Genomic DNA, 25,832 nt, shown 5'->3' with positions numbered 1-25,832 from the left:
TAAAAAGTATTATTGATATAGTTGCAATAACACATTGATATACTGACGCCTATACCATAAAGGGGACAGGAAAGGAATGAACGGTCATTATGGATGTAAATTTTGAATACTACAGAATATTTTATTATGTAGCGAAATATCGAAATTTTACGAAAGCGGCACATGCTTTACATAATAGTCAGCCCAATATTACACGAGCGATGAATTGCCTGGAGCGGGAAATACACTGCACCTTGTTCATACGGACAAATCGTGGAGTACGGTTGACCGAAGAGGGAGAAAAGCTTTTTCGGCATGTTTCTGCAGCTATGATGCAGATATTAGCGGCAGAAGAGGAATTGACTGAGAGTGCCGAGTTGGAAAAGGGTTGCGTTTCTATCAGTGTGAGTGAGATCGCCCTAAATATTTTTCTACTGGAAAAGTTAAAAAAATTTCATATGGCGTATCCTAAGGTGCAATTAAAACTATATAATCATTCTACACCGCAGGCAATTCATTCAGTACAAAGCGGAGAAGCTGATTTTGCAGTGATCACAACACCGACAGTAACGGATAAGACACTAAAAGCAACCCGTCTCTGTGAATTTCAGGAGATCCTGATCGCCGGAAATACCTTTCAGGTGCTTGCAGAGCAAAAGCTATCGCTGCAGGATTTATTACAGTTTCCGTTGATCTGTATGGAAAAAAACACGATAACCAGACAATTTTATCAGAAATTATTTTTGGAACACGGTCTTTCTTTGGAGCCGTCGATCGAAACTGCTACAGCGGATCAGATCCTTCCGTTGGTAAAGCATGAGCTTGGACTTGCTTTTCTTCCAAAGGCAATGGCGAAAGAGGCGATCGCACATAGGGAGATCCTTTGTATTCCGCTAAAAGATAAAATCCCAAAGCGCAGCGTTTCGATGATCTATGATGCCAGAGGACCGAGAAGTGTAGCTGCGCAGACATTTCAAAAAATATTGCTGGAAGAGGGGGAATAGCATGACCTTACAACAACTAAAATATGTAGTGACCGTTGCCGAAACCGGGACGATCACGGAAGCGGCAGGTAAATTATACATTTCACAGCCGAGTCTTACGAATGCGATCCATGAATTGGAACGGGAGATGCAGATTGTGATCTTTAACCGGACCAATAAGGGAATAAGCCTTTCCAAAGAGGGGGATATCTTTTTGGGTTACGCCAGACAGGTGCTTGAGCAGGCTGAAATTCTAGAGGATAAATACAAGGGAGAAGGCAGCGGCAAAAAGCAGTTTTGTGTTTCGACCCAGCATTATTCATTTGCGGTAAATGCATTTGTCGACCTGATCAAGAAATATGGTCAGGAAGAGTATGACTTCAGCCTTCGTGAAACGCAGACTTATGAGATTATTGAAGATGTAGCAAAAATGAGAAGTGAGATCGGCATTCTCTTTTTGAATGATTTTAATGAGAAAGTCATCACGAAAATATTAAAGTCCAATGAGTTGGAATTTCATGAACTTTTTGTGGCAAAGCCGCACGTATTTATCAGTCGCAGACATCCTTTAGCAGATCGTCGGATCATTACGAATGAAGAGTTGGAAAGTTATCCGTATCTGTCTTTTGAGCAGGGCGAGCACAATTCGTTTTATTTTTCGGAGGAAATTTTTTCCGTATCGGAGCGCAAGAAAAATATTCGTGTGCGTGACCGGGCAACGCTGTTTAATCTTTTGATCGGATTAAACGGTTACACGGTATGCAGTGGTGTGATCGATAAGAAATTAAATGGCAAAGATATTATCGCCGTGCCATTAGCGGATGAAAGTGATATGCGGATCGGCTATATCACGCACAGAAAAGGAATGTTAAGCCGATTGGGAACCACCTATCTGGATGCATTAAGTAAATATATTGGCTGATCATAGCACAAATTCCTTTACTCAAACTTCCCATACCTCAAATCCTCCACAACCACATATTGCTTATTATGTCAGCAATAAATAAACTATTTTGCAGCCAATATATTAAATTGTTCTGTCATCAGAGAACTAAGATAATTGCCGTAGAACGCAGAGTTTTTGCGTGATTTCTTGTTTTGTTAAGTCTCTGATGAATATATGCCCGAAGGTTTGTTTGAGCTGTCCCGGTTTAGCAAGGTATCATCCATTTTTGGACGGGACGCTTTCGCTACGATGCGCTACGTCACGTTACTTAATGTCTCTGAAATACGAGACATAAGTAACGACGAGCGCAAAGTCCCTTTCAAAAATGATGAATACCTTGCTTCCGGGACTTCGAGTTTCCGAAGGGCATGTAAATCAATCATCAGAGACAACAAAATTTAGAAATCACTGTAAAAACAAAATGCGGCAAGGCAATTACTATAGTTCTCTTATGGCAGAAACTGCTCTTTGACGGCTGCAAAATGTTATATAGTTATTGACATAATAAGCAATATGTGGTTTTGCAATAACTTCTGGTATGGGAAGTTTGAATTCCTTTGTTTAACGGGAATGACGACTTGTATTGGTTTGACAGGATAATGGGCTACCTATAGTTTCAAACTATGGTCGACCTGCATTTTTATGTATTTTTCAATAGGGACCATTCCTCGTATAATAGGCACATAGCGTTGCAAGGGGGATTTGTGTTTTGTACATTTGGCATGAATACCGTAGGAAGAGAAAGTGTGCAGAAATGAGGAAGAATATGCAGACAGCAGTCATTGGTTACCCAAGAATAGGAACATTACGAGAATTAAAATTTGCCTCCGAACAGTATTTCCGAAAGGAGATCGAGGCGGGAGAACTTTTGCAAACCGCAAAAGAATTGAGAAAAACGCATTGGCTTACACAGAAAGAGGCGGGGATTTCTTTTATTTCCAGCAATGATTTTTCGTTCTATGACAATATGTTAGATACCGCCGTATTATTTGGCATTGTTCCGAAACGATATAAAGAACTTCAGTTATCAGAGTTAGATACCTACTTTGCGATGGCGCGTGGTTATCAGGGCGATTTCGGTGATGTAAAAGCATTGGCAATGAAGAAATGGTTTAACACGAATTATCATTATATCGTTCCAGAGGTGGAAGATGAGATGGTGATCGAGCTAAAAGGGAACAAACTTTTTGCAGAGTATCATGAAGCAAAAGAGCTTGGGATCACAACAAAGCCGACAGTGATCGGTGCTTATACACTGTTAAAACTTTGCCGATATACCGGAACGAAAAAAATGGCAGATTATGTGGATGCCGTGAGTAAAGCATATCGGAATCTGATTGTGAAATGCGAGACAGAAGGCATTGACTGGCTACAGTTTGATGAGCCTGCACTTGTACAAGATATGGGACAGGATGAAATTCATTTATTCCACAAATTATATGATGAAATCCTTGCTGCAGATAACAAGTGTCATGTGTTATTGCAGACTTATTTTGGCGATGTGCGTGATATCTATGAGGATTTGATCCAAATGCCATTTGCCGGGATCGGACTTGATTTTATCGAGGGTAAGCAGACAGTTTCATTGATCAAGCAGTTTGGTTTCCCACAGGATAAATTGTTATTTGCAGGACTCGTTAATGGTAAAAATATTTGGAAAAACCATTATGAGAAAACGCTGCAGACGATGGAAGATTTACCGGTTGCAAAGGATCATATTGTACTGTCCACATCTTGTTCTTTGCTCCATGTGCCATATACATTACAGCATGAGCAGAAGTTATCGGAAGAATACAAAGCATACTTTGCATATGCTGAGGAAAAATTAGTGGAACTGCAGGAACTAAGCACTTTGGCAGAGTCCGCAGATCATACAGCAGAAAGTACCTTTGTGAAGAATAAAACATTATTTTTACAGCATAGAGACTGCGAGAATGAGGAAGTTACAAAGCGTCTTGCCGGAGTAAAGGAGACTGATTATACAAGACTTCCGGAGCGAGTTGAACGGCAAAAATTACAGAAGACGGTACTTGGTCTTCTGGAATTTCCGACAACAACGATCGGGTCTTTTCCACAGACAAAGGATGTCAAGGCAAATCGTTCTGCGTACCGCCGTGGTGAGATCACAAAGCAACAGTATATTGCTTTCAATCAGCAAAAGATCGCAGAATGTGTTAAATGGCAGGAAGAGATCGGACTGGATGTTCTCGTGCATGGCGAATATGAACGAAATGACATGGTAGAGTATTTCGGAGAGGCGTTAGGTGGATTTTTGTTTACCGAAAAAGCATGGGTACAGTCTTATGGAACGCGCTGCGTAAAACCACCGGTCATTTGGGGCGATGTATATCGCAAAAATCCGATCACGGTAGAGTGGTCTGTCTATGCTCAGTCTCTTACGAAAAAGATCATGAAGGGAATGCTTACCGGACCGGTAACGATCTTGAATTGGTCGTTCCCTAGGGAGGATATTTCCATCAAAGAATCTATTTCTCAGATCGCATTGGCAATTCGTGATGAAGTGCTAGATCTCGAAGCAAATGGCATTCAGATGATCCAGATCGATGAGGCAGCATTACGCGAGAAATTACCACTTCGTCATTCGGATTGGTATACAGAATATCTTGATTTTGCAATTCCTGCATTTCGTCTGACCCATAGCGGTGTCAAACCGGAAACGCAGATTCATACGCATATGTGCTACAGTGAATTTACAGACATCATTTCGGCAATCGATGATATGGATGCGGATGTGATCACCTTCGAGGCGTCTCGTTCCGATTTGCAGATTTTGGATTCTCTCAAAGAAAATCGTTTTGAGACAGAGGTTGGCCCCGGTGTGTATGACATCCATTCACCAAGAGTTCCATCGGTTGAAGAGATCGTAAAGGCGCTGCATGCGATGCTTACCAGGATCGACAAAGATAAATTATGGGTGAATCCGGATTGTGGCTTAAAAACCAGAGGTGTACCGGAGACAGATGCCAGTCTTCGTAATATGGTGGCTGCGGCAAAACAGATTCGGGAAGAGGTTTGATCGCGGGTATTTTTGTGGCAAAATAACTTTGGAAAAAAGTTTGAGCTCTCATATTTTTGCGATAAATTAAAAGGTGAAATTCTACGTATAAAATAAATATTTCTTTTTCGTGTAAAAAGGTGTAAAATAGCAACGGCAATTTTGTCGTTGCTATTTTTGATAGTATAGGAAATGGTTCGTTTTACACTACAGGCAGCACAAAATGCCGATTTTACTTATTACAGGAGAGGAATGTTCGTAGCATGAAATCAGAAGAAATGGAGGTATTACCATGAACGAAGTAATCAAAGCAATGAAGGAAAGACGCAGTATTCGTAAATTTAAGGCAGAAATGCCATCTAAGGCAGATCTGGAACAGATCGTAGAGGCTGGTTTGTATGCAGCCAATGGCAGGGGCAGACAGGCAGTGATCACTATTGCAGTGACGGATAAAGAACTGCGGGATAAATTGTCGGCAGTCAACAATGAGATCATGGGTGGACCGGAAGGCAACGATCCTTTTTATGGCGCACCTGCGATTTTGATCGTACTCGCTAATAAGGAAGTGCCTACAGCTCCGTATGATGGTAGTCTTGTTATGGGCAATCTGATGCTTGCAGCACATTCTCTGGGTCTTGGCAGCATTTGGATCCACAGAGCGAAAGAAGAGTTTGAAATGCCGGAATATCAGAAGCTCTTAAAAGATCTTGGAATCGAAGGCGAGTGGGAAGGCATCGGTCATTGTGCGGTAGGTTATATAGATGGCGAAAATCCTGCTGCAGCACCTAGAAATGATGGAAGAGTATTTTGGGTAGAGTAAAAGGAGGAATTTATGAATAAACTAAACAAGGTTACTTTAACAGCAGCAACTTGTGGGTTAGATCTAGGCGATGGCAGCGAGAGAGCAGAATATGTCAATCAGGATTATATTCTGAACACGCTCGGACGACCACATCGTAATATTGGTATCATGTATACCTATTATCCAAAAGATAAAGAATGGCCGGAGCGAATCAGTGTTGCTTGTAAAGACATGGAAATTCATTTTCAGTGGGATTATCCTTATGATGACTATTTCCCATATCGCGGCGGTATTGACGGTGATACAACCGGCCAGCCATTTGAGCAGATGCGAGACATCAGACGTCATGGACAGGATGTTGCGCTTACTTTGACCATTGATTGTTCTTTGGAAGATCAATATCTTAGACAGATTGCTAAGGATTTAAAACCTTTTGGCAGAATGCGTCTTCGTATCAATCACGAATGTGGTGGCGATTGGTTTACCCATAACCAGCGTTTTTCTTATCAGGAGGTTGGTGATTTCTTTGTTCGTTTCGCAAAGATCGTCAAAGAGGAAGCACCGCAGATTTCTGTTGTATTTTGTGGAAGTGCCGTTGGCGACATTAGTGTAGAAGATGCCCCTGTTCAATTTGAAAAAGAGTTCAAAGAAGCTTTTGCAACTGCAGATATCTGGTCGAATGACTGCTATTTGGCACTGCATTACGGATGGCCGTTTGACGTATGTGAAAAGGGCGGCAACAGCTATGCTATGACACCAGTGGATGAGTTTTTTGAGCGTTTGCGTAAGACCTCGAAACGAATTACAAAAGTAAACGGCGGAATCTGCAAGCCAATGGTAATATCTGAATTTAATACTGACGGCGATGTGACCGGACCATTACATCAGGGCGAATCGATCAAGCGTTTTGTTGAGAAGTTAAAGTCCGAAAATGCGGACTGGTTTGATGGATTCTCTATGTACCAATTTAGGGACAGAGGACGTTTAGGTCTGGAGATCGAGGATCCCAATAACGCTTCTGTAGGTATTCCACAGCCAATCTTAAAGGACTATAAGGATATTTTGAAGGATCCATTTTTCCTGCCGGGTTTGAACGAAGCAGAGGAAGTAACTCTTCCTGCAACGTTACGCTGGGGAAGCGCTGAAGATGCAGAGGGTATTGCAATTCCGATCAAGTTTGAGAAAACGCCGGAATTTTGCGAAGTAACCTTTGAAGAAGAATTAAATTTAATGATGGAATTAAATGGCCGTTGGTTCTATAAAGCACCAGGGACGAAAACGGTAGATATGATGTCTGCGTTTTTTGAAACTCCGATCGAGCCGGGAGCAGAGCTTTCCTTAAAAATATTTGCCCCACCGGCTTCCGGAGAAAACGATCCGGCACAGGGAGAGGATTGGGCAGTTAATTATTACACAACGATAACTAAAATGCCGGAGCTTCGTATTCGTTACGAAGAAGTGCAGGAGGTACTGTAAGTTATGTTATATATTATGCGACATGGCAAAACAGATTGGAATATACAGCACAAACTGCAGGGGCGTACGGACATTCCTTTGAATGAAGAGGGACGACAGATGGCAAAGCAGGCAAGGGAAGATTACCTCAATATTCCTATTGACATTTGTTACTGTTCCCCATTGATTCGTGCACGAGAGACAGCAGAGCTTGTTTTACAGGGGCGAAATATTCCGATATTATATGACGACCGATTGATCGAGATGGGCTTTGGAATATATGAGGGAACTGCGAATTGTGAAGATATTCCAGACTGTCCGGTCGGCATGTTGTTTCGGCATCCTGAGCAGTATATTGCCCGAGACGGTGCAGAGAGTATGCAGGAACTTTGGGAGAGAACCGGTCAATTTTTAAGCGAAATTGTATATCCGCAGCTCAAAGAGGGAAAAAACATATTAATCGTTGGACATGGTGCTATGAATTCCAGCATTCTTTGTCAGGTGAAACATATTCCACTTCAGGATTTTTGGAAAGCCGGCATCCCTAACTGCAAATTAATGAAGTTATGCTAAACTTTTGATTCACTGTTAATGACAAAAAGAACCAATCCGGGTTTTACCGGGATTGGTTCTTTTTGGTTCTAAAGACTTATAAAATAAGGCTTTATGGTATTTATAAAAAATGCGAATGATAAAATAATCAGAAGTTATTAGACATCAGAAATGGAATGCATATAATGGGAGACATGGCAAAAAGCCATGGAAAGGAAGTGAGTATTACGGAGGCATTAACAAAGGAGCTGATGGAAGAATTAAACTGCAATACAGTATTCACAATTCCCGCTTTTGGCGGCATCAAAGTTCCGGAATCAGTCGTCGTAACATGGATCATTATGGCGTTATTGATTCTCCTCTCCATTTTACTGACAAGAAACTTATCCATTGATAATCCTGGCAGGGTACAGCTTGCTTTGGAATCGGGATACCAGATGGCAGAGAGCTTTTTTGGTGAACTGCTCGGAGCAAACGGATTAAAATATCTACCGTATTTGCTGAGCGTGTTGCTGTATATCGCAGTAGCCAACCTGATTGGGCTGATCGGATTCAAGCCACCTACAAAAGATATGGGTGTTACCGCTGCAATGGCCGTTATGAGCATTGTTCTGGTAGAAGTAGCAGGAATCCGCCAAAAAGGGACCAAAGGCTGGTTGAAAGGTTTCTTGGAACCAATATGGATCGTAGCACCGATCAATCTTTTGGAAGTGTTTACCAGACCGTTGTCGCTGTGTATGCGATTGTTTGGTAATGTACTTGGTTCCTATGTTGTTATGGAGTTGTTAAAAATTGTCGTTCCGGCAGTTTTACCAGCCGTCTTTAGTGTTTATTTTGATATTTTTGACGGACTGATCCAAGCATTTGTATTTGTATTTTTGACTGCTTTATATATTGGTGAAGCAGTGGAGATGGATTAAGAGTTTAAGTATTAAGAGTTTAAGTATTAAGAAAGCTTGCAAGGCGGGCGCTGTGCGCAGCAAGCTATTGATTACATACAGGCAGCGCAGAAAAGAGGTAAATTATGACACAGTTAATCGCTATTGGAGCAGGTATTGCAGTTTTAACAGGTATCGGAGCAGGTATTGGTATTGGTTTAGCTACATCCAAAGCAGTGGATGCAATCGCAAGACAGCCGGAAGCAGAACCAAAGATCAAAGTCAACTTAGTGCTTGGTTGTGCATTAGCCGAGGCAACTGCTATCTATGGTTTCGTTATTGCCTTACTGATCATATTGATGCTTCATTAATACAGACAGAAAGGCTGGCGATACAACATGTTACGTTTTGATGGATTTATCTTTACCTTGTTAAATTTGGTCGTTTTGTATGTTGCCATGAGACATTTTTTGATCGGACCGATCCAAAATGTATTGGCAGCACGCAAAGAGATGATCGACAAGCAGTTTGCTACTGCACAGAGCAAGGAAGACGAAGCTATGCAGTTAAAACAGCGATATGATGGTCTGCTCGAAAATGCCAAAGAGGAATCCAAACAGATAGTAGAAGAATCCCGAACACGTGCCGGTAAGGAGTATGAGGAACGTGTTCAGAAAGCAGAGCGGCAGGCAAATCGTATATTGGAAAAAGCAAAACAGGATGTAGAAAACGAGCGCGAGCAGGCGATGGAAGCCATGCAAAAACAGATTGCCGGTGTCGCCATGGCTGCGGCTGGTAAGATTCTGAAAGAGCAGGCGGACTCCAGTGTGGATCGCTCTATCTACGATCAGTATATTGCTGGAATAGGGGAATCTCATGAAGCAGACGGCAATTAATTATGGAAAAGTTCTGTTTGAACTTGGAATTTCAGAAGATGCTGTTGAAACCGCTAAGCAGCTTTACTTACAGTCGGAAGAATTGCGTAAAGTGTTGAACAGTCCGATCGTGACCCGTGCTCAAAAGCATCGGATCATTGATAAACTGTTTCCTCAGGAAATGCATTCTTTTCTTAAGAAGGTTTGTGATTACAACGAAGCAGAGATTCTTCCTGACATATTCTCGGCATATGAGATGTGGCGCAGAGAAAGTCAGGGTATTTTGGTCGGAACACTTTATTATATGACAGAACCGACGAAAGCACAGCTTAGAAATATCGAACAGGGACTTTGTAAAAAGCTTGGCTGTCAACAATTACAGCTAACGCTGGAAGAAGATCACAGTTTGATCGGTGGATTCGTGATCCGGATCGGTGATTTGGAGATCGATCAAAGCATTTTAGGCAGTGTAAACGGCTTAAAACAAAAATTGACTAGGAGATGATGATGTGAGTACAATCAGCTCAGAAAATATTATATCTATTTTAAGAAGCGAGATTGAAAATTACGAAATAGAAAGCAGAGAGCATGAAGTAGGTACCGTAATCTGGGTTGGTGACGGAATTGCAACCATCTATGGTATGGAACATGCGATGTATGGCGAGATCGTGATTTTTGAAAACGGTGTAAAGGGAATGGTACAGGATATTAAACAGACGGAGATCGGCTGCATTATCTTAGGTAAAGACACCGGCATTCGCGAAGGAATGAAAGTAACTCGTACCAAGAAACGTGCCGGTATTCCGGTTGGAGAACATTATTTAGGACGCGTTGTCAATGCACTGGGTGCTCCAATTGATGGCAAGGGCGACATTGAAGCCGATGACTATCGCCCGATCGAATGTGATGCACCGGGAATCGTGGATCGTAAATCCGTTTCCGTTCCGCTGGAAACCGGAATCTTGTCTATTGATTCTATGTTTCCGATCGGCCGCGGTCAACGTGAGTTGATCATTGGTGACAGACAGACCGGTAAGACCTCAATTGCGATGGACGCTATTTTGAACCAGAAAGGCAAAGATGTTATTTGTATCTATGTTGCAATCGGTCAGAAAGCATCTACCGTAGCAAAGTTAGTGAATACTTTAGAAAAAAATGATGCGTTGGATTATTCCATTGTCGTAACGGCTACCGCAAGTGAATCAGCATCATTGGAATATATTGCACCATATTCCGGAACTGCTTTGGCAGAATATTTCATGTATGAAGGAAAAGATGTTTTGATCGTTTATGACGATCTTTCTAAACATGCAGTTGCCTATCGTGCCTTATCTCTGTTATTAGAGCGTTCTCCGGGTCGTGAGGCATATCCTGGTGATGTATTTTATTTGCATTCCCGTTTGCTGGAGCGTTCCAGCCGGTTAAGCGATGAGTTAGGCGGTGGTTCCATTACGGCACTTCCGATCATTGAAACGCAGGCAGGAGATGTGTCTGCCTACATACCGACAAATGTAATTTCCATCACAGACGGTCAGATATTCTTAGAGAGCGATTTATTCTTTGCCGGAATGCGACCTGCTGTCAATGTAGGTCTTAGCGTATCCCGTGTTGGTGGTGCGGCACAGACGAAAGCAATGAAAAAAGCATCCGGTACCGTTCGTATTGATCTGGCACAGTTCCGTGAGATGGAAGTGTTTACGCAGTTTAGTTCGGATCTGGATGAAGAAACGAAGGAACAACTTGCTTATGGTAATGGACTGATGGAATTATTAAAGCAGCCTTTAGGACATCCAATGTCTTTGGCTGAACAGGTAGTCACTTTGGTAGCAGCAACTTCCAGATTGTTTATTCCGATTCCAAAGGAGCAGATCAAGGAAACACAGCTTGGCTTGTTAGATTATTTCCATAGTAATTATCCGGAGATCATGAAACGCATCGATAACGATAAGGATCTGACGGATGAATTGAAAGAATCCATCGTAGCCGGTGCCAAGAAATATTTGGAACAGAATTAATAATTGATGCGCAAATGCGTGTGCAGAAACGAGGAGTATTATGGCGAATACGAAGGAAATACAAAAACGCATGAAAAGCATAAAAGATACGATGAAGATCACCAATGCGATGTATATGATTTCGTCAACCAAGTTACAGAAAGCCAAGAAGAAACTAGCTGACACTGAACCATATTTTTATTCATTGCAGCAGGCGTTTCGTCGTATCCTGCGTCATATCCCGGATCTGGACAGTATTTATTTTAAGGATACCAGTCAGATCCCGACAGAAGAAAAAAAGACCGGTTACATTGTAGTTACCGCCGACAAAGGACTTGCCGGTGCATATAATCACAATGTGATCAAGATGGCACATTCCCTGTTCGAAGATGGTGGACAAAACAGTTTGTTCGTACTTGGAGAGCTTGGTCGTCAATATTTTGCAAGAGAGGGGCTTCATGTGCATAAGCACTTTAAGTATACTGTACAAAGCCCAAGCCTGCATCGTGCAAGAATGATCACTGATGATATTTTAGAACGATATCGACATGGTGAACTTGACGAAGTGTATATCATATACACCTGCATGGAAAATTCGATGACGACAGTGGCGGAAATGCGTAAGCTTTTACCGTTATCGAAAGAGGAATTTGAAGTTCATATGCCAATTGATGTATATCAGGAAGAGCTTAAGGCAGACCCCTCTTGGGATACGATCTTAGAGCGTTTGGTTCCGAATTACATCAATGGATTTATTTATGGTGCATTGGTAGAATCTTATGCGAGCGAACACAATTCCCGCATGATGGCAATGCAGTCGGCAACGGATAGTGCGAAACAGATATTAGCGCAGCTTTCCATCGAGTATAATCGCGTGCGGCAGGCGGCGATCACACAAGAGATCACAGAAGTCATCAGCGGCGCAAAAGCACAAAAACGCAAACACAAATAGGTGTCTATGACTTTATGTCTTAAGCACACATGACATAAAGTTCACTGCGAACGAATTACGTGTGCAGAAATGAGGAATAGCATGAAGAAGGGAAAAATTGTTCAGGTATCCGGTCCTGTTATTGATGTTGAATTTGAAGACAGTGACCTTCCATTTATCAAGGATGCACTGGAGGTAAATAACGACGGAAAACGCTGTGTCATGGAAGTTGCTCAGCATATTGGCAATAATACCGTGCGCTGCATCATGTTGGCATCCAGTGAGGGTCTGCATAAAGATATGGAAGTTATCGCAACCGGAAGTGGAATTAAAGTACCGGTTGGAGAGAAAACGTTAGGCCGTCTGTTTAATGTACTAGGTGAAACGATCGATAATGGCGAAGCTTTGGATGAGGAGGAGCATTGGTGCATTCACAGAGATGCACCGGGATTTGAGGAACAGAGTCCGGCTGTAGAAGTGTTGGAAACCGGAATTAAAGTCATTGATCTGCTGGCACCTTATGCCAAGGGCGGTAAGATCGGTCTATTCGGTGGTGCCGGTGTCGGTAAGACCGTATTGATTCAGGAATTGATTCAAAATGTTGCCACGGAACATGGTGGATATTCTATTTTTACCGGTGTTGGTGAACGCTCCCGTGAGGGTAATGATCTTTGGTCAGAAATGAAAGAATCCGGTGTTCTCAATAAAACTGCATTAGTGTTCGGGCAGATGAACGAGCCACCAGGAGCTCGTATGCGAGTTGCTGAGACAGGGCTTACCATGGCGGAATATTTCCGTGATGAAGAGCATCAGGATGTGTTGTTATTTATCGATAACATCTTCCGTTACGTACAGGCCGGATCAGAAGTATCTGCGTTGCTTGGCCGTATGCCATCCGCAGTTGGTTATCAGCCAACATTGGCTAATGAAGTCGGTGAATTGCAAGAGCGTATTGCATCGACGAAAAACGGTTCCGTTACGTCTGTACAGGCAGTATATGTACCGGCCGATGACCTTACCGATCCGGCTCCGGCGACAACATTTGCCCATTTGGACGCAACGACTGTTTTATCCAGAAAAATTGTAGAGCAGGGTATTTATCCGGCAGTTGATCCGCTGGAGTCTAATTCACGAATTTTGGAAGAAGATATTGTCGGCAAAGAGCATTACGATACAGCAAGACGTGTTCAGGAAATTTTGCAAAAATATACGGAATTACAGGATATTATCGCAATTCTTGGTATGGAAGAGTTATCTGAAGAAGATAAGATCACCGTATATCGTGCCAGAAAAATACAGCGGTTTTTGTCACAGCCGTTCCATGTAGCTGAGACGTTTACCGGTGTTCCAGGCAAATATGTACCATTGAAAGAAACGATCCGTGGTTTCAAAATGATCATTGATGGTGAAATGGATGACTATCCGGAGCAGGCATTTTTCAATGTGGGTACGATTGATGAAGTGATCGAAAAGAGCAAAGAAAAGCAGGCATAATAAAATGCCTGTAGGAAAGGAAGGTGGACAATGAACACCTTTTTATTAAATGTGACAGCATGTGACCGTGTCTTCTTTGAGGGGTATTGCAGACAGGTTATATTGCCGTTGGAGGATGGCGAAAAAGGTATTCAGGCGCATCACGAAAATATGGTGTTTGCCGTTAATGTTGGAGAATTACGTATTCAGACAGACGACGGAGCGTGGATCACCGGCGTGGTCGGCAGTGGCTTTGCACAGGTGATCAACAATCGTGTCAGTGTATTAGTGGATACCGCAGAGCATCCGGACGAGATCGATGTACGTCGTGCCAAAGAAGCAAAAGAGCGTGCAAAAGAGCAGTTGAGACAGGAACAAAGTATTCGGGAATATCATATGTCCAAAGCTTCCTTAGCACGCGCTATGTCAAGACTTCGCTATAGCAGTAAAGATGATATGCGGATTTGATCAAATATCAATTAGACAGCGAAAACAACTACGAGGTGATTTTAGGAAATAAAATGTTTTCCTTGATCCAGCCACACAAAAAATCATGAAATTCCATGATCGTGCGATTATGTTGTTTGGATTCCGGAACAGTAACGATGATCTGGCGTCTGCAGACCGGGCTTTCGATCGGAAGTAGTTTTACATGCTTCGAGAATGAAGATTCCCAAGAGTACTGTGGCCAAAAGCCGATCCCCAGACCGGCTGCAATCAGATTGCGCACTGTCTCCGGGCTGTCGCTTTCATAGACGATGTTCGGCTTAAACTCAGCAGCCGCACAAAATTCGTCACAGATCTGACGAACCGGGCGCGTTTTTTCCAAGCTGACATATGATTCTGTGGCAGTGTCCTGCAATCGTATGGAATGTTTGTGGGACAGTTCCGATGAAGTTGGTACTGCCAGATAAAATTCTTCCGTAAACAACACCCGCTGGGAAGGTTTTAATTCCGTATCTAAGCCGGTCGCTGAAATAAAGTAATCAGCAACGGGATCATCTGGTTTTTGGGATAAGCGGAATTTGACTTCCGGGTGGATTTCCCGGTAAGCAATAATGCAATTAGTGATAACCGAAGAGGCAGAGCGCAGATTCAGGTGGATGACCGGCTGATTTTGCTGCGCTGCCTCTTTGATCTCATCGGGAATAGCATCTAATGCGGCCATGATCGGTGTCAAACGTTTCTGTAGCATTTTACCGGTTGCGTTTAATGTAATATGACGGTTCTCACGATCGAATAAAGGTGTATCAAATTCCTCTTCCAAGTGCCGTATCGCCTGTGAAACAGCAGGTTGTGCAATGTGTAAACTCTCTGCAGCTTTCGTTACATGTTCGTATTTGGCAACGGCCAAAAAGTACTTCAATTGAAATAATTCCATAATCTTCCTCATTCCTTTGCATCAATTAAAGGTGTGCTGTAACAGTCACATACTGCCAGGCACTTTACAATAAATACAATGTTGCCAATATACCATAAGATGGAAAGTATGGCAAATTTATGTCAATTTATGCACTCAAACTTCGCGTATCCGAAGCTTGAACTATACAGAATAACGGAGGGATGGTTTCCTGCTTATTGTTGACGGTTTTCGGGGAAATAGGTATAATGGGGGTCGGAATTTTAATCAGAAATGGAGGATTTTTCATGAATGCAAGTGTAGCAATTCAGGTATTACCGAATGTAACGGAAGATGAAGAAGTGATCCGTATTGTTGATGAGGTGATCGCATATATTAAAAGTTTTGGACTTTCTACATCCGTAGGTCCCTTTGAGACAACGATCGAAGGTGATTACGATCAGTTGATGGAAATCGTAGCAGGCTGTCAGAAAATTGCCATAAAAGCCGGATGTGATCAGGTGTCCACCTATGTCAAGATTGTTTATAAGCCAGAGGGCGATGTATTAACAATTGAAAAAAAGGTTTCAAAACATCACTAATATCATTATGTAGGCAATTGTAAGAAATGGAGAGAACATTGAAGGAAATTAAAATTGGTTCCCATGTGGGAATGGCTGGAAAAGAGATGTTTTTAGCCTCCGTAAAGGAAGCAGCAAGTTATGGTGCGAATGTATTAATGCTATATACCGGTGCACCGCAAAACACAAGACGAAAAGATGTTTCTGAACTAAATATCGAAGCTGGATGGGCCTATGCGAAAGAGCATGGGATCGAACAGATCATTGTACATGCACCGTATATCATTAATCTTGCCAACACGGTGAAACCGGAGATATTTGAGCTTGCAACGGAATTTTTAGCCAAAGAGATCACGAGAACAGCTGCAATGGGAAGTCATATTCTGGTTTTACATCCGGGTTCCCATGTAAAAGCCGGTGAAGAGGTCGGGATCAAACAGATCATCTGCGGCTTAAATATGGTGTTAGATGATAATGACGATGATGTCTATATCGCACTGGAAACAATGGCCGGCAAGGGAAGTGAACTTGGCAAAACCTTTGAAGAGATTAAGCAGATTTATGACGGTGTACACAAAAAAGACCGTCTGCGGGTATGTTTTGATACGTGTCATGTCAATGATGCCGGATATGACCTGGTCGGTGATTATGACGGTGTTTTTGCAAAATTTGATGAAGTTATCGGGTTAGACCAGATCGCTGTATTCCATATTAACGACAGCAAAAATCCACTGGGTGCTCATAAGGATCGCCACGCCAACATTGGCGAAGGCGAGATTGGTTACGATACGCTGCATCGCTTGGTACATGATGAACGTTTTGCTCAAATTCCGAAAATCCTTGAAACACCTTGGCGCGTGATCGACGGTGAAGGCACTAAAAAGAAGAGCGCAGCCCCTTATAAAGAGGAGATTGCCTGGCTGCGGGAACCAATCTCGTAAACGTTGGACATATAACAACAGGGCACAGGCGGACTGTGCAGAAATGAGGATGCGTGTGAATTCCCGGATTTTATTGGTGGAAGATGATCCCACTATTGTAAAAACATTGACTGAATTTCTTAAACTGGAAGGCTTTTTTGTCTCAAATACTGCCGGTCAGACCGATGCCATTGCTTTTTTAGAAGAGCATGAACGAGAGACCGCCTTGGTTCTCTTGGACGTATCACTGGCAGAGGGCAACGGATTTTCGGCCTGTGCTGAGATCAAAGCAAAATACGATCTTCCTGTTATCTTTTTAACCGCTTCCGGAGATGAATACAGTGTTGTCACCGGGTTAGATCTCGGTGCGGATGATTATATTGGAAAACCTTTCCGTCCGAGAGAACTGGTATCCCGCATACGCAGTGTATTGCGCAGATGCGGGAAAGCACACAACATTATTGAATTGGGAGACGTTACAATAGATACTGCCGGTGGTACTGTCCGCAAAGAGGGACAGGAATTGTTTTTGTCGGCGTTAGAATACCGCCTGTTACTCGTTTTTGCCAATCACAAGGGCAACGTATTATCCAGGAATCAGCTTTTGGAAGAGATTTGGGATGTGGCAGGAGAGTTTGTAAACGACAATACGTTGACCGTTTATATCAAACGTCTGCGGGAAAAGATCGAAACCGATGCCGCCAATCCAATCATTATAAAAACAGTACGAGGACTGGGATATCGTGCTGAGTAAGGAGGACAGGAGATTTGCGTTTTTTAAGAAATACGGAATTTCGAGTAGAATTGATCCTGTTGACCATTCTATTTGTCGCTGCAATTATCGGAATGTATATGCAGTGCGGTACGATCGCTGCTGTCTATTTACTGATATTTTGCGGCGTCATTTTTTGTCTGTATATCAGCTACAGCGTTGTTAAATACCGTAAAATGGCTTCTCTGGCAGAACAGATCGATCGGATCTTACACGGCGAAGAACTGCAGATCATGGAGCATTGCTGTGAAGGCGAATTTGCCGTATTGGCAACGAGTATTGATAAAATGGTGCAGCGTATGTTAGAACAACAGTCTATTCTTCAAAAAGAGAAAGTATTTTTGGCAGATTCTATGGCAGATATTTCCCATCAGATGAAAACTCCTTTGACCTCCATCTCTTTACTATTGAATTTATTGCAGGAAGAACATCTTTCCGAAAAGAAACGTCTGCAGTATGTGCAAGATCTGATGAAACTTACCGGACGTATTGACTGGATGGTGTACGCACTGCTTCGGTTAGCAAAACTAGATGCCGGAACCGTACAGTTACAGCAAATCCCATACCAGATCGAGGATTTGATCAAGGCAGCGGTAACGCCGTTAGAGATTGCTTTGGATATTCGTGACATCACACTGGAAGTGCAGATACAGCCGGATTTACAGCATCGTGGTGATATAAGCTGGATGACAGAGGCTGTCAGCAATATTTTGAAAAACTGCATGGAACATACACCGTCAGGTGGACATATCCATATTGTAACGAAAGACAATCCGCTCTATCTTTTGATAAAGATCACCGACAGCGGAAGTGGCTTTACCAAACAGGATCTTCCGCACATTTTTGAACGATTTTACCGCGGACAAAATGCCGATACAGACAGTGTTGGCATCGGACTTGCTTTGGCAAAACGTATCATTATTGCACAAAATGGCACGATCCGAGCCTACAATCATAAGAAAGATGGCGGTGCCGTATTTGAAATTCGAATGTATAAAGGTGCTGTGTGACAAAATTGTCACAATAGAGTCATTAAGGAGTCACCTGTATTTTCTATACTTTGTATTGTAAAAAGAAACGGAAAGCCCAATATGTGAGCAATACATTTGGGAGAATGGAGGGATTACCTTGGAAATCTTAAGAGTTGATAATCTGAAAAAAGTATATGGAAAGGGTGAAAATGCTGTACATGCACTGGATGGTGTCAGTTTTTCGGTAGAACAGGGAGAATTTGTAGCGATCATCGGACCGTCCGGTTCCGGAAAGTCTACGTTACTTCACATTCTCGGTGCGGTTGATGTTCCGACTTCCGGTAAAGTGATCATGGGCGGCAAAGATGTTTTTGCACAAAACGAAGAAGCACTGGCAATATTCCGCAGACGCCAGGTTGGCCTGATCTATCAGTTTTATAATCTGATCCCGGTATTGAATGTAACCGAAAATATTACGCTGCCGGTATTATTAGACGGACGCAAAGTCAACGAACAACGTCTGCAGGAAATGATCAGTCTGCTTGGTCTTGACGGACGCGAAAAACATTTGCCAAACCAATTATCCGGCGGCCAGCAGCAGCGCGTGTCCATCGGTCGAGCATTGATGAACACACCGGCTGTTGTATTGGCGGATGAGCCGACGGGTAATCTGGACAGCAAAAACAGTCAGGAGATCATGAACCTGCTGCGGGAATCCAACGAAAAATTTCACCAGACTTTGATCATGATCACACATGATGAAAATATTGCACTACAAGCAGACCGCATCATTGCGATCGAGGACGGCAAAATTGTAAGAGATGAGGTGAACCGGGCATGAATATAATGAATCGCTTCACACTTCAGACATTATATAAAAACAAACTGCGCACGTTTGTGACGATCATCGGTATCATTTTATCAACGGCAATGTTTACCGGTGTCACATCTATCGTTACCAGTTTACAGCAATATCTCATTAATTTAGAGATTAACGATAACGGACGTTGGGAAGGCCGCATTAATACCGTATCCACGGACGAAGCAAAAGCAATTCTTAAGGATAAAAACATTCAATCGGGAATTTCTTTAGACAATATCGGATACAGCAAATTAAATGGCGGTGCCAACGAATCTAAACCTTATGTATGCGTAGAATCCATTCCGGCAAACACGCAAAAACTGATTTCAATAAAGCTGACGGAAGGGCGTATGCCGGCCAATAATGGAGAACTGGTCATTTCTTCGCATATTCAAACCAATGGCAACGTTACGTACAACGTCGGTGATACCATAACATTAAACGTCGGAACGAGAACCGTCAACGGCACGACTGCCTCACAGCGTGTTGAATATACCAAAGGGGCTGAAAAGATTGAAAACACGGTCAAAAAACAATATAAGATCGTAGGGATCTGTGAACGACCTTCGCTGGAGAACTTCGGTGCTCCCGGATATTCGGTATTTACCACGGGAGATACGTCTGCAATACAGCATGATGTCTTTTTTACGATGAAAGACTCTCGTAAGATTGATCAACAGATTAAAAATCTGCTAAAAAAATACACCGACAAAAATAGCAGGGAATTGTTGATCGATGACGACTATGCGATCCATTTAAATCTGCTTCGTTATATGGGGAGCGCAGAAAGCGGCAATTACCGTACTATGCTGAACACGATGGCAGGTGCATTGATCTTTATCATTGTTTTAGCCAGTGTCACATTGATCTATAATGCCTTTTCGATTTCTGTCAGTGAACGTACAAAGCAGTTCGGACTGCTAAAATCAATCGGAGCCACCAAAAAACAGATCCGTCATTCCGTATGTTTTGAGGCATTGTGTCTGTGTGTGATCGGCATTCCAATCGGCATTTTGTCCGGTCTTGTTGGAATTGGAGTCACACTGCATTTTGTAGGCAAGATCATTGGTCCATATTTGAACAATACCAAAGGTGTAAATCTGACACTTGCGATAAGCCCCACTGCGCTGCTTCTTTCCGCAATCATTGCAGTGATCACGGTCCTTATCTCGGCATCGATCCCTGCCAGAAAAGCAGTGCAACTTACTGCCATAGACGCACTCCGCGAAAATCACGACATTCGTATTCGAAGCCGAAAGATCCGCAGCCCAAAATGGATCTATCAAGTATTTGGCTTTGAAGGAATGCTTGCAAATAAGAACTTTAAGCGAAATCGCAGGAAATACCGCTTGACCGTCTTTTCTTTAGCAATCAGCGTCATCCTTTTTATTGGCAGTGCATCGTTCAATGGTTATATGACCAGATCAGTAGATATGTCTCTGCAGGAAATGACCGCTGACATTACCTTGTCTGTTTCTAACGATGATATGAATCACCAAAGCGTAGAGAAGTCCTACCAAAAAATGAAATCACTACGCGCTGTAGACGATGCTTCCTATTCGAAATCCGCGATGAATACGTATGTGATCTTAGATAAAGAGCAGATCGATACAAGCTATTACCGCTTTAATAAATCCGGTAATAACCAAAATGAAAACACCGGGTTCCATGCTAAAAATGCTGGTGATAAAGTGATCTTACCGGTACAGTTATCCTTTATTGATGACAGTTCTTACCAAAAATATTTGGAAGAACACCATCTGAACGTGTCCAAATATATGGATACTAAAAAACTGTGTCCGCTGATCTGGGATAAGAGTATTCTTTGCTCAAAACAAACCCAGAAAGCAAAGAAGTTTAACATCCTGCAAAATGGCTTTACACCGGATAAAATATATTGTATCCGCAACATTTCGGGTTATTATTATACCGAAAATTTTACGGCTATTGATCTGAAACGCATGGAATTTCCATACGCAAAAGGCTCCGAGGAATATGACTATGATGCAATAAAAATGATGCCGGAAAAACAGGCGTTAAAAAGTATATCGTTAACTGATGGAAAAGTAGTGGACAACCAAGATTATAAAACACCTTTAGGAATAAATGCGTTCGAATATGCTGATCAGATTACGATGACATTGCCGTTAAGTGCCAAAGAAACCATGTTTCATTCTGTAAGTTTTTTGGATCAGTACGAGTTTAATTTTACAGCCAAGGATTATAACACAGCCTACACCTCAATCAGTAATTATTTGATAAATGATTCCGGCTTTGCAAAATCCGTAGCTAATAATAATCTGTACAGTCCGCGTATGAATAGCGATTCTATAAGAGCATTGCTGCTGATCCTTAAGATCTTTACGTATGGATTTATCATTTTGATCTCATTGATCGTGATCGCCAATATTTTCAATACGATCTCGACCAATGTGATGCTTCGACGCAAAGAATTTGCCATGTTAAAGTCTGTTGGAATGACGTTAGGTGGATTTGACCGAATGATGAATTACGAATGCCTGTTATATGGCGTCAAAGGACTTCTCTTTGGACTACCGCTTGCCTTTTTGTTAAACTTCGCAATCTATCATTCCCTGTTAGATGCAATGGACGTCGGTTTCCAGATCCCATGGGGCAGTGTTGCCATCGTTGTCCTTGGTGTCTTTGTGGTTGTATTTGCCAGCATGATGTACTCTATGCATAAGATCAAAAAAGACAATCCGATCGAAGCTCTAAAAAACGACAATATCTGATACTTCGGACAGCTGCGCACACTCATTGAAATAGCTTCCAAAATATGCTATGATGTGTTTTGAAATGTGGAGAAGAGCCGGAAACCGCTTTTCTCCATAAAAATATAGCAGGAGAGTATACACGAGACGTTCGGTGTGGAATGGAGGAGCGTATGGCATTTTTTGACAACATGAAAGAAACATTAACTTCCGCAGGAAGAGACGTATCACAAAAAGCAAAAGAAGTTTCAAACATAGCAAAGCTGAAAATGGATATAAAATCTAAACAAGATGCACTTGATAAACAGTACATTGAGCTTGGAAAGCATTATTATGAAATGAATAAAGAAGGAGAAGTGGATAATGCCGGCATTGCCAATGTCAGCACTCTGACAAATGAGATTGCTGCATTACAGGCAGAGATCTTAAAGATACAAGGTGCTTGCGTATGTCCACAGTGTGGCATGACACTTCCGGAAGGAACTGCTTTTTGCAGTCAATGCGGAGCCAGCATTGTACCACCAAATAACAATTGATTTAAACTTTCCATACCGGAAGTTTGAGTAACTAAATAACAACAACCGTCCATTTGGGACGGGCAGGGGCAAAGCATTAAGCTTTGTCCTTTTTTGTTCATTAGGAAACTACTGATGTGCGGAGTGACAAAAGTACAGTGTCGACGTTACTTTTTTGATGATTTACTGGATTTTTGAGCGTATTTCTGTTACAATGTGATAATGTGCGTTAATAAGCCAGATAACATCTGCAAACACTGAGTACCTGCATAGCGAAATAGCGCTCGACTGCAGGGACGGGAGGTATATATGGATAACGTGTTATTGCACGCAGAGGGATTATGTAAGACATTTGCTCTCTCCAAGAAACAACAAAAAATAGAACATACCGGTGCCAAGAAAAGAGTTGCCGTCAATCATTTATCTTTCGATGCAATGGAGGGTGAGATCTTCGGACTTCTCGGTCCAAACGGAGCCGGTAAGACGACGACGCTCCGCATGTTAGCAACGTTGATCAAACCGGATGAGGGGGATGCTGTCATTGGTGGTTATTCCGTGCAAAAAGAAGCAGAGCAGGTTCGGCGTAAGATTGGATTTTTGACCAGTGAACTTCGATTGGAAGAATTTTTTACTCCAAATTATTTGTTTGATTTTTTCTCGGATCTCCATCAGGTGCCGGCTAATCTTCGTAAAGAGCGAAAGAAGCACTTATTCGAGATCTTTGGCATTGATGAATTTGCGGAAGTAAAGATCGCCAATCTGTCTACCGGAATGAAGCAGAAAGCATCACTTGCCATCTCTTTGGTGCATGATCCGGATATTGTCATCTTTGATGAACCAACCAACGGTTTGGATGTTTTGACTGCGAGAGTTGTAACGGATTTTCTGTTGCAACTAAAGGCAGAGGGGAAGACGGTGATCGTATCCACGCATATATTCAGCCTGATCGAGCGTATCTGCGATCGTGTCGGTATTATTATCAATGGAACGATGATCGAATGTGGTACGTTAGCAGAAATATGCGCCGGTAAGAGTTTGGAGGATCGCTTTTTTGATCTGTATCAGGATCATGTCGGCCGGGAAGAGACAAATATTTCAGGAAAGGAGCGTGCATAATGAATTCTACGATCTTAACTGTTATGCGCAAAGAATTGGCACGTTTCTTTGGTGACTACCGTATGGTAATGACGACCATTCTTTTACCGGGAATTTTGATCTTTGTACTGTATCAGTTTATGGCGATGCCATGATAAGTCAGTTCACAACGGACAAATTTGCGCCGAAATGTACCGCAGTCAATATACCGAACGATTGGTCTGCAGAATTGAAAAAAAACGGTTTTCGGATCCATAAAGGAAATGCGGATACCATGGATTCTGCCCGTCAAAAGGTCAAAGACCAAAAGGCAGAGCTATGCATAGTTTTTCCGAAAGATTTTGCAAAGCAAGTAGAAGAGTATGAGGTAAGCAGCGGCAAACCGGCCCCTAATATTGCTATTTATTATAATTCTGCATCGACGGATTCCGCGAACGCTTATGATACGTTGTGTACTTACCTCGATCAGAAGGAATCTGCCATGGCCAATAAATTTGATGTGAATCGTGCGGATTCCAAAGCAGATACCTTTGATATGGCAGATGACAAAGATTCTACCGCACAGCTTTTTTCTTCGATGCTGCCATTTTTATTGTTGATCTTTTTGTACAGCGGATGTATTTCCGTTGCACCGGAATCCATAGCAGGAGAGAAAGAACGCGGTACGATTGCATCGTTGCTGATCACTCCGGTCAAACGAAGCCACATTGCACTTGGTAAAATTGCTGCATTATCGATCATTGCACTCCTAAGCGGTGCATCCAGTGCGATCGGAACCATTGCTTCCGTACCAAAATTGATGTCCGCATCGACCAATAAAATATCTGGTGCAAGTTATGGTGTCAATGACTATATCATGCTGGGGATCATTATCTTATCCACTGCATTGGTGCTTGTCACACTGATCGCTCTGATCTCAGCATTTGCCAAAACGATCAAAGAGGCACAAACCTATGTAACACCATTAATGATCGTTGTGATGTTGATCGGTATTACATCCATGTTTGGTTCGGGTGCCAGATCGCAGATCTATTATTATCTGATCCCGATCTATAACAGTGTCCAGTCTATGGTCGGTATTTTCTCGTTCCATGTGCATGGATCATTAATACTTACCACTATCGCCTCTAACTTGGCAGTCACCGCTATTGGTGCAGCTTGTCTTGCTAAAATGTTTGACAGCGAATATATTATGTTTCATAAATAGGCAGAACATTTTTTTGCAGATTTAGAAAGGAAGGAACGTATAGAATGATAGATAGTTCGATTATGAATTTGATGATGGAGTTAGCAACGTTTAGCTTTATTGTTCCATTAGTGCTGATTATTGTATGGAAACTGCGTACCCGCAAAAGTCTGATTCCGGTCTTTATAGGTGCTGGTATATTTTTTGTGTTTGCCTATGTACTCGAGGCAATACCACATACCTTTTTCCTGCGAATCAATAGTCCGGTATCGACGTTCCTTACAGGAAATCCATGGGCGTATGCTTTATATGGCGGTATTATGGCGGCCCTTTTTGAAGAAACGGGACGATACATTGCTTTCCGAATATTTCTTAAAAATCATGCTGAACGTGAGACGGCAGTATCCTATGGCTTGGGACACGGTGGCATTGAATGCATTATCGTGTTAGGATTAGGTCACTTACAAAATTATACCTACTGTCAGTTGATCAATAATGGTCAAATGGATAAATTAATTGATAAAATGGCAGGAAATGATACCGCGATTGCTTCCTATCAATCGATAGTAGACTCTTTATCCAAAATGAACGTCTATACATTGATGTTAGGAGGATTAGAGCGTGTCGCAGCGTTGTTTTTGCAGATTGCATTGTCTGTATTAGTTTTTTATGCCGTTCGTAAAGCGGATAAGATCAAATACCTGTGGATCGCTATGGGAATTCATGCATTAGTGGATTTTATTGCAGCGTTTTACCGCGCAGGCATTGTGCCATTATTGGTCGTAGAATTATGCATTGTGATCCTGACTGCCGGTGCTTGTAAATTAGCATATCAGCTATATCAATCTCTTCCGGCCAGTGCAGTCCAAAAGAAAAATACTACAGAATGGGCTTATGCAAAACAAAGTTATAAAAAAGATACAAATAGAGAAAATAAACAGGAAGAATAAATGTTTAGATTACATAGCAAGACTA

Annotated in this window: 26 protein-coding genes; 25 read left to right on the top strand and 1 reads right to left on the bottom strand. The window is 42.2% G+C overall.

The genetic code is table 11. The features are described from left to right. The first annotated feature begins 89 nt into the window (after positions 1-89). The 14 genes from DW981_RS00755 (at position 90) to atpC (ending at position 14,352) form a co-directional block, all read left to right on the top strand. Positions 90-983 (top strand): LysR family transcriptional regulator, encoded by an 894-nt coding sequence (locus DW981_RS00755; protein ID WP_118506410.1) that lies wholly within the window; start codon positions 90-92, stop codon positions 981-983. 1 nt (position 984) lies between these two features. Beyond that, positions 985-1,884: a LysR family transcriptional regulator gene (locus DW981_RS00750; RefSeq protein WP_118506409.1), complete on the top strand. Its 900-nt coding sequence runs from the start codon at positions 985-987 to the stop codon at positions 1,882-1,884. A 790-nt stretch (positions 1,885-2,674) separates the two neighbouring features. Further along, the gene (gene metE, locus DW981_RS00745) at positions 2,675-4,945 is read left to right on the top strand and encodes a 5-methyltetrahydropteroyltriglutamate--homocysteine S-methyltransferase (RefSeq protein WP_118506408.1); all 2,271 of its coding nucleotides are present in this window, start codon (positions 2,675-2,677) and stop codon (positions 4,943-4,945) included. A 271-nt stretch (positions 4,946-5,216) separates the two neighbouring features. Continuing rightward, complete coding sequence (locus tag DW981_RS00740) at positions 5,217-5,744, top strand: nitroreductase (protein WP_118506407.1); 528 nt, start codon at positions 5,217-5,219, stop codon at positions 5,742-5,744. Positions 5,745-5,756: 12 nt separating this feature from the next. Then, positions 5,757-7,202, top strand: coding sequence for a hypothetical protein (locus DW981_RS00735; protein WP_118506406.1), 1,446 nt, complete (start codon positions 5,757-5,759; stop codon positions 7,200-7,202). 3 nt (positions 7,203-7,205) lie between these two features. Further along, positions 7,206-7,754 carry a histidine phosphatase family protein gene (locus DW981_RS00730; protein WP_118506405.1) on the top strand — a complete coding sequence of 183 codons (549 nt, stop codon included), beginning with the start codon at positions 7,206-7,208 and terminating at the stop codon, positions 7,752-7,754. 173 nt (positions 7,755-7,927) lie between these two features. Next, a complete protein-coding gene (locus DW981_RS00725) occupies positions 7,928-8,653 on the top strand; it encodes a F0F1 ATP synthase subunit A (RefSeq protein WP_243034624.1) in 726 nt (241 codons plus the stop codon). Positions 8,654-8,757: 104 nt separating this feature from the next. Beyond that, on the top strand, positions 8,758-8,982 hold the full coding sequence (gene atpE, locus DW981_RS00720; RefSeq protein WP_022024965.1) for an ATP synthase F0 subunit C: 225 nt from the start codon (positions 8,758-8,760) through the stop codon (positions 8,980-8,982). A gap of 27 nt (positions 8,983-9,009) precedes the next feature. After that, positions 9,010-9,507, top strand: a complete 498-nt coding sequence (gene atpF, locus DW981_RS00715; RefSeq protein WP_118506404.1) for a F0F1 ATP synthase subunit B — start codon at positions 9,010-9,012, stop codon at positions 9,505-9,507. Next, positions 9,488-9,991 carry an ATP synthase F1 subunit delta gene (gene atpH, locus DW981_RS00710; RefSeq protein WP_118506403.1) on the top strand — a complete coding sequence of 168 codons (504 nt, stop codon included), beginning with the start codon at positions 9,488-9,490 and terminating at the stop codon, positions 9,989-9,991. Before atpF ends, atpH begins: the two co-directional genes overlap by 20 nt. A 4-nt stretch (positions 9,992-9,995) precedes the next feature. Continuing rightward, on the top strand, positions 9,996-11,501 hold the full coding sequence (gene atpA, locus DW981_RS00705) for a F0F1 ATP synthase subunit alpha (protein WP_022024968.1): 1,506 nt from the start codon (positions 9,996-9,998) through the stop codon (positions 11,499-11,501). A gap of 40 nt (positions 11,502-11,541) precedes the next feature. Continuing rightward, positions 11,542-12,432: an ATP synthase F1 subunit gamma gene (gene atpG, locus DW981_RS00700; RefSeq protein ID WP_118506402.1), complete on the top strand. Its 891-nt coding sequence runs from the start codon at positions 11,542-11,544 to the stop codon at positions 12,430-12,432. Positions 12,433-12,513: 81 nt separating this feature from the next. Continuing rightward, on the top strand, positions 12,514-13,905 hold the full coding sequence (gene atpD, locus DW981_RS00695) for a F0F1 ATP synthase subunit beta (RefSeq protein ID WP_118506401.1): 1,392 nt from the start codon (positions 12,514-12,516) through the stop codon (positions 13,903-13,905). 30 nt (positions 13,906-13,935) lie between these two features. Then, positions 13,936-14,352: an ATP synthase F1 subunit epsilon gene (gene atpC / locus DW981_RS00690; RefSeq protein WP_118506400.1), complete on the top strand. Its 417-nt coding sequence runs from the start codon at positions 13,936-13,938 to the stop codon at positions 14,350-14,352. A gap of 28 nt (positions 14,353-14,380) precedes the next feature. On the opposite strand, the gene DW981_RS00685 is transcribed toward atpC, so the two are convergent. Beyond that, entirely contained in the window at positions 14,381-15,265 is an 885-nt protein-coding gene (locus tag DW981_RS00685; RefSeq protein ID WP_118506399.1) for a LysR family transcriptional regulator, read from the bottom strand. Positions 15,266-15,531: 266 nt separating this feature from the next. On the opposite strand from DW981_RS00685, the gene DW981_RS00680 reads away from it, so the two are divergent. The 11 genes from DW981_RS00680 to DW981_RS00635 all read left to right on the top strand — a co-directional run bounded on the left by DW981_RS00680 (position 15,532) and on the right by DW981_RS00635 (position 25,807). Continuing rightward, positions 15,532-15,825 carry a thiamine-binding protein gene (locus DW981_RS00680; protein WP_118506398.1) on the top strand — a complete coding sequence of 98 codons (294 nt, stop codon included), beginning with the start codon at positions 15,532-15,534 and terminating at the stop codon, positions 15,823-15,825. Positions 15,826-15,863: 38 nt separating this feature from the next. Beyond that, positions 15,864-16,745 (top strand): deoxyribonuclease IV, encoded by an 882-nt coding sequence (locus DW981_RS00675; RefSeq protein ID WP_347474470.1) that lies wholly within the window; start codon positions 15,864-15,866, stop codon positions 16,743-16,745. A gap of 55 nt (positions 16,746-16,800) precedes the next feature. After that, positions 16,801-17,478, top strand: coding sequence for a response regulator transcription factor (locus DW981_RS00670; protein ID WP_243034621.1), 678 nt, complete (start codon positions 16,801-16,803; stop codon positions 17,476-17,478). Between the two features lie 14 nt (positions 17,479-17,492). Further along, a complete protein-coding gene (locus tag DW981_RS00665; protein ID WP_118506396.1) occupies positions 17,493-18,506 on the top strand; it encodes a HAMP domain-containing sensor histidine kinase in 1,014 nt (337 codons plus the stop codon). Positions 18,507-18,624: 118 nt separating this feature from the next. Beyond that, positions 18,625-19,308, top strand: coding sequence for an ABC transporter ATP-binding protein (locus DW981_RS00660; RefSeq protein ID WP_118506395.1), 684 nt, complete (start codon positions 18,625-18,627; stop codon positions 19,306-19,308). Then, complete coding sequence (locus DW981_RS00655; protein ID WP_118506394.1) at positions 19,305-22,082, top strand: ABC transporter permease; 2,778 nt, start codon at positions 19,305-19,307, stop codon at positions 22,080-22,082. The genes DW981_RS00660 and DW981_RS00655 overlap by 4 nt, the downstream gene beginning before the upstream one ends. Before the next feature lie 152 nt (positions 22,083-22,234). Beyond that, entirely contained in the window at positions 22,235-22,597 is a 363-nt protein-coding gene (locus DW981_RS00650) for a zinc ribbon domain-containing protein (protein WP_022025361.1), read from the top strand. Between the two features lie 288 nt (positions 22,598-22,885). After that, positions 22,886-23,692 carry an ABC transporter ATP-binding protein gene (locus tag DW981_RS00645; RefSeq protein ID WP_118506393.1) on the top strand — a complete coding sequence of 269 codons (807 nt, stop codon included), beginning with the start codon at positions 22,886-22,888 and terminating at the stop codon, positions 23,690-23,692. After that, positions 23,692-23,826 (top strand): hypothetical protein, encoded by a 135-nt coding sequence (locus DW981_RS15850; protein ID WP_279220167.1) that lies wholly within the window; start codon positions 23,692-23,694, stop codon positions 23,824-23,826. The genes DW981_RS00645 and DW981_RS15850 overlap by 1 nt, the downstream gene beginning before the upstream one ends. Beyond that, a complete protein-coding gene (locus tag DW981_RS00640; RefSeq protein ID WP_118506392.1) occupies positions 23,823-24,878 on the top strand; it encodes an ABC transporter permease in 1,056 nt (351 codons plus the stop codon). The genes DW981_RS15850 and DW981_RS00640 overlap by 4 nt, the downstream gene beginning before the upstream one ends. Positions 24,879-24,922: 44 nt before the next feature. After that, positions 24,923-25,807 (top strand): YhfC family glutamic-type intramembrane protease, encoded by an 885-nt coding sequence (locus tag DW981_RS00635; protein ID WP_022025363.1) that lies wholly within the window; start codon positions 24,923-24,925, stop codon positions 25,805-25,807. The last annotated feature ends 25 nt before the right edge of the window (positions 25,808-25,832 follow it).

The organism is Clostridium sp. AM49-4BH, assembly GCF_003478335.1.
Taxonomy (GTDB): Bacteria; Bacillota; Clostridia; order Lachnospirales; family Lachnospiraceae; genus Butyribacter.
This window is presented reverse-complemented; position numbering and strand designations above follow the sequence as displayed.

Excerpts from the sequence above, each read along its gene's own strand:
- DW981_RS00755 (WP_118506410.1), top strand. The coding sequence starts at position 90 with ATGGATGTAAATTTTGAATACTACAGAATATTTTATTATGTAGCGAAA.
- DW981_RS00750 (WP_118506409.1), top strand. The coding sequence starts at position 985 with ATGACCTTACAACAACTAAAATATGTAGTGACCGTTGCCGAAACCGGG.
- metE (WP_118506408.1), top strand. The coding sequence starts at position 2,675 with ATGCAGACAGCAGTCATTGGTTACCCAAGAATAGGAACATTACGAGAA.
- DW981_RS00740 (WP_118506407.1), top strand. The coding sequence starts at position 5,217 with ATGAACGAAGTAATCAAAGCAATGAAGGAAAGACGCAGTATTCGTAAA.
- DW981_RS00735 (WP_118506406.1), top strand. The coding sequence starts at position 5,757 with ATGAATAAACTAAACAAGGTTACTTTAACAGCAGCAACTTGTGGGTTA.
- DW981_RS00730 (WP_118506405.1), top strand. The coding sequence starts at position 7,206 with ATGTTATATATTATGCGACATGGCAAAACAGATTGGAATATACAGCAC.
- DW981_RS00725 (WP_243034624.1), top strand. The coding sequence starts at position 7,928 with ATGGCAAAAAGCCATGGAAAGGAAGTGAGTATTACGGAGGCATTAACA.
- atpE (WP_022024965.1), top strand. The coding sequence starts at position 8,758 with ATGACACAGTTAATCGCTATTGGAGCAGGTATTGCAGTTTTAACAGGT.
- atpF (WP_118506404.1), top strand. The coding sequence starts at position 9,010 with ATGTTACGTTTTGATGGATTTATCTTTACCTTGTTAAATTTGGTCGTT.
- atpH (WP_118506403.1), top strand. The coding sequence starts at position 9,488 with ATGAAGCAGACGGCAATTAATTATGGAAAAGTTCTGTTTGAACTTGGA.
- atpG (WP_118506402.1), top strand. The coding sequence starts at position 11,542 with ATGGCGAATACGAAGGAAATACAAAAACGCATGAAAAGCATAAAAGAT.
- atpD (WP_118506401.1), top strand. The coding sequence starts at position 12,514 with ATGAAGAAGGGAAAAATTGTTCAGGTATCCGGTCCTGTTATTGATGTT.
- atpC (WP_118506400.1), top strand. The coding sequence starts at position 13,936 with ATGAACACCTTTTTATTAAATGTGACAGCATGTGACCGTGTCTTCTTT.
- DW981_RS00685 (WP_118506399.1), bottom strand. The coding sequence starts at position 15,265 with ATGGAATTATTTCAATTGAAGTACTTTTTGGCCGTTGCCAAATACGAA.
- DW981_RS00680 (WP_118506398.1), top strand. The coding sequence starts at position 15,532 with ATGAATGCAAGTGTAGCAATTCAGGTATTACCGAATGTAACGGAAGAT.
- DW981_RS00655 (WP_118506394.1), top strand. The coding sequence starts at position 19,305 with ATGAATATAATGAATCGCTTCACACTTCAGACATTATATAAAAACAAA.
- DW981_RS00650 (WP_022025361.1), top strand. The coding sequence starts at position 22,235 with ATGGCATTTTTTGACAACATGAAAGAAACATTAACTTCCGCAGGAAGA.
- DW981_RS00645 (WP_118506393.1), top strand. The coding sequence starts at position 22,886 with ATGGATAACGTGTTATTGCACGCAGAGGGATTATGTAAGACATTTGCT.
- DW981_RS15850 (WP_279220167.1), top strand. The coding sequence starts at position 23,692 with ATGAATTCTACGATCTTAACTGTTATGCGCAAAGAATTGGCACGTTTC.
- DW981_RS00640 (WP_118506392.1), top strand. The coding sequence starts at position 23,823 with ATGATAAGTCAGTTCACAACGGACAAATTTGCGCCGAAATGTACCGCA.
- DW981_RS00635 (WP_022025363.1), top strand. The coding sequence starts at position 24,923 with ATGATAGATAGTTCGATTATGAATTTGATGATGGAGTTAGCAACGTTT.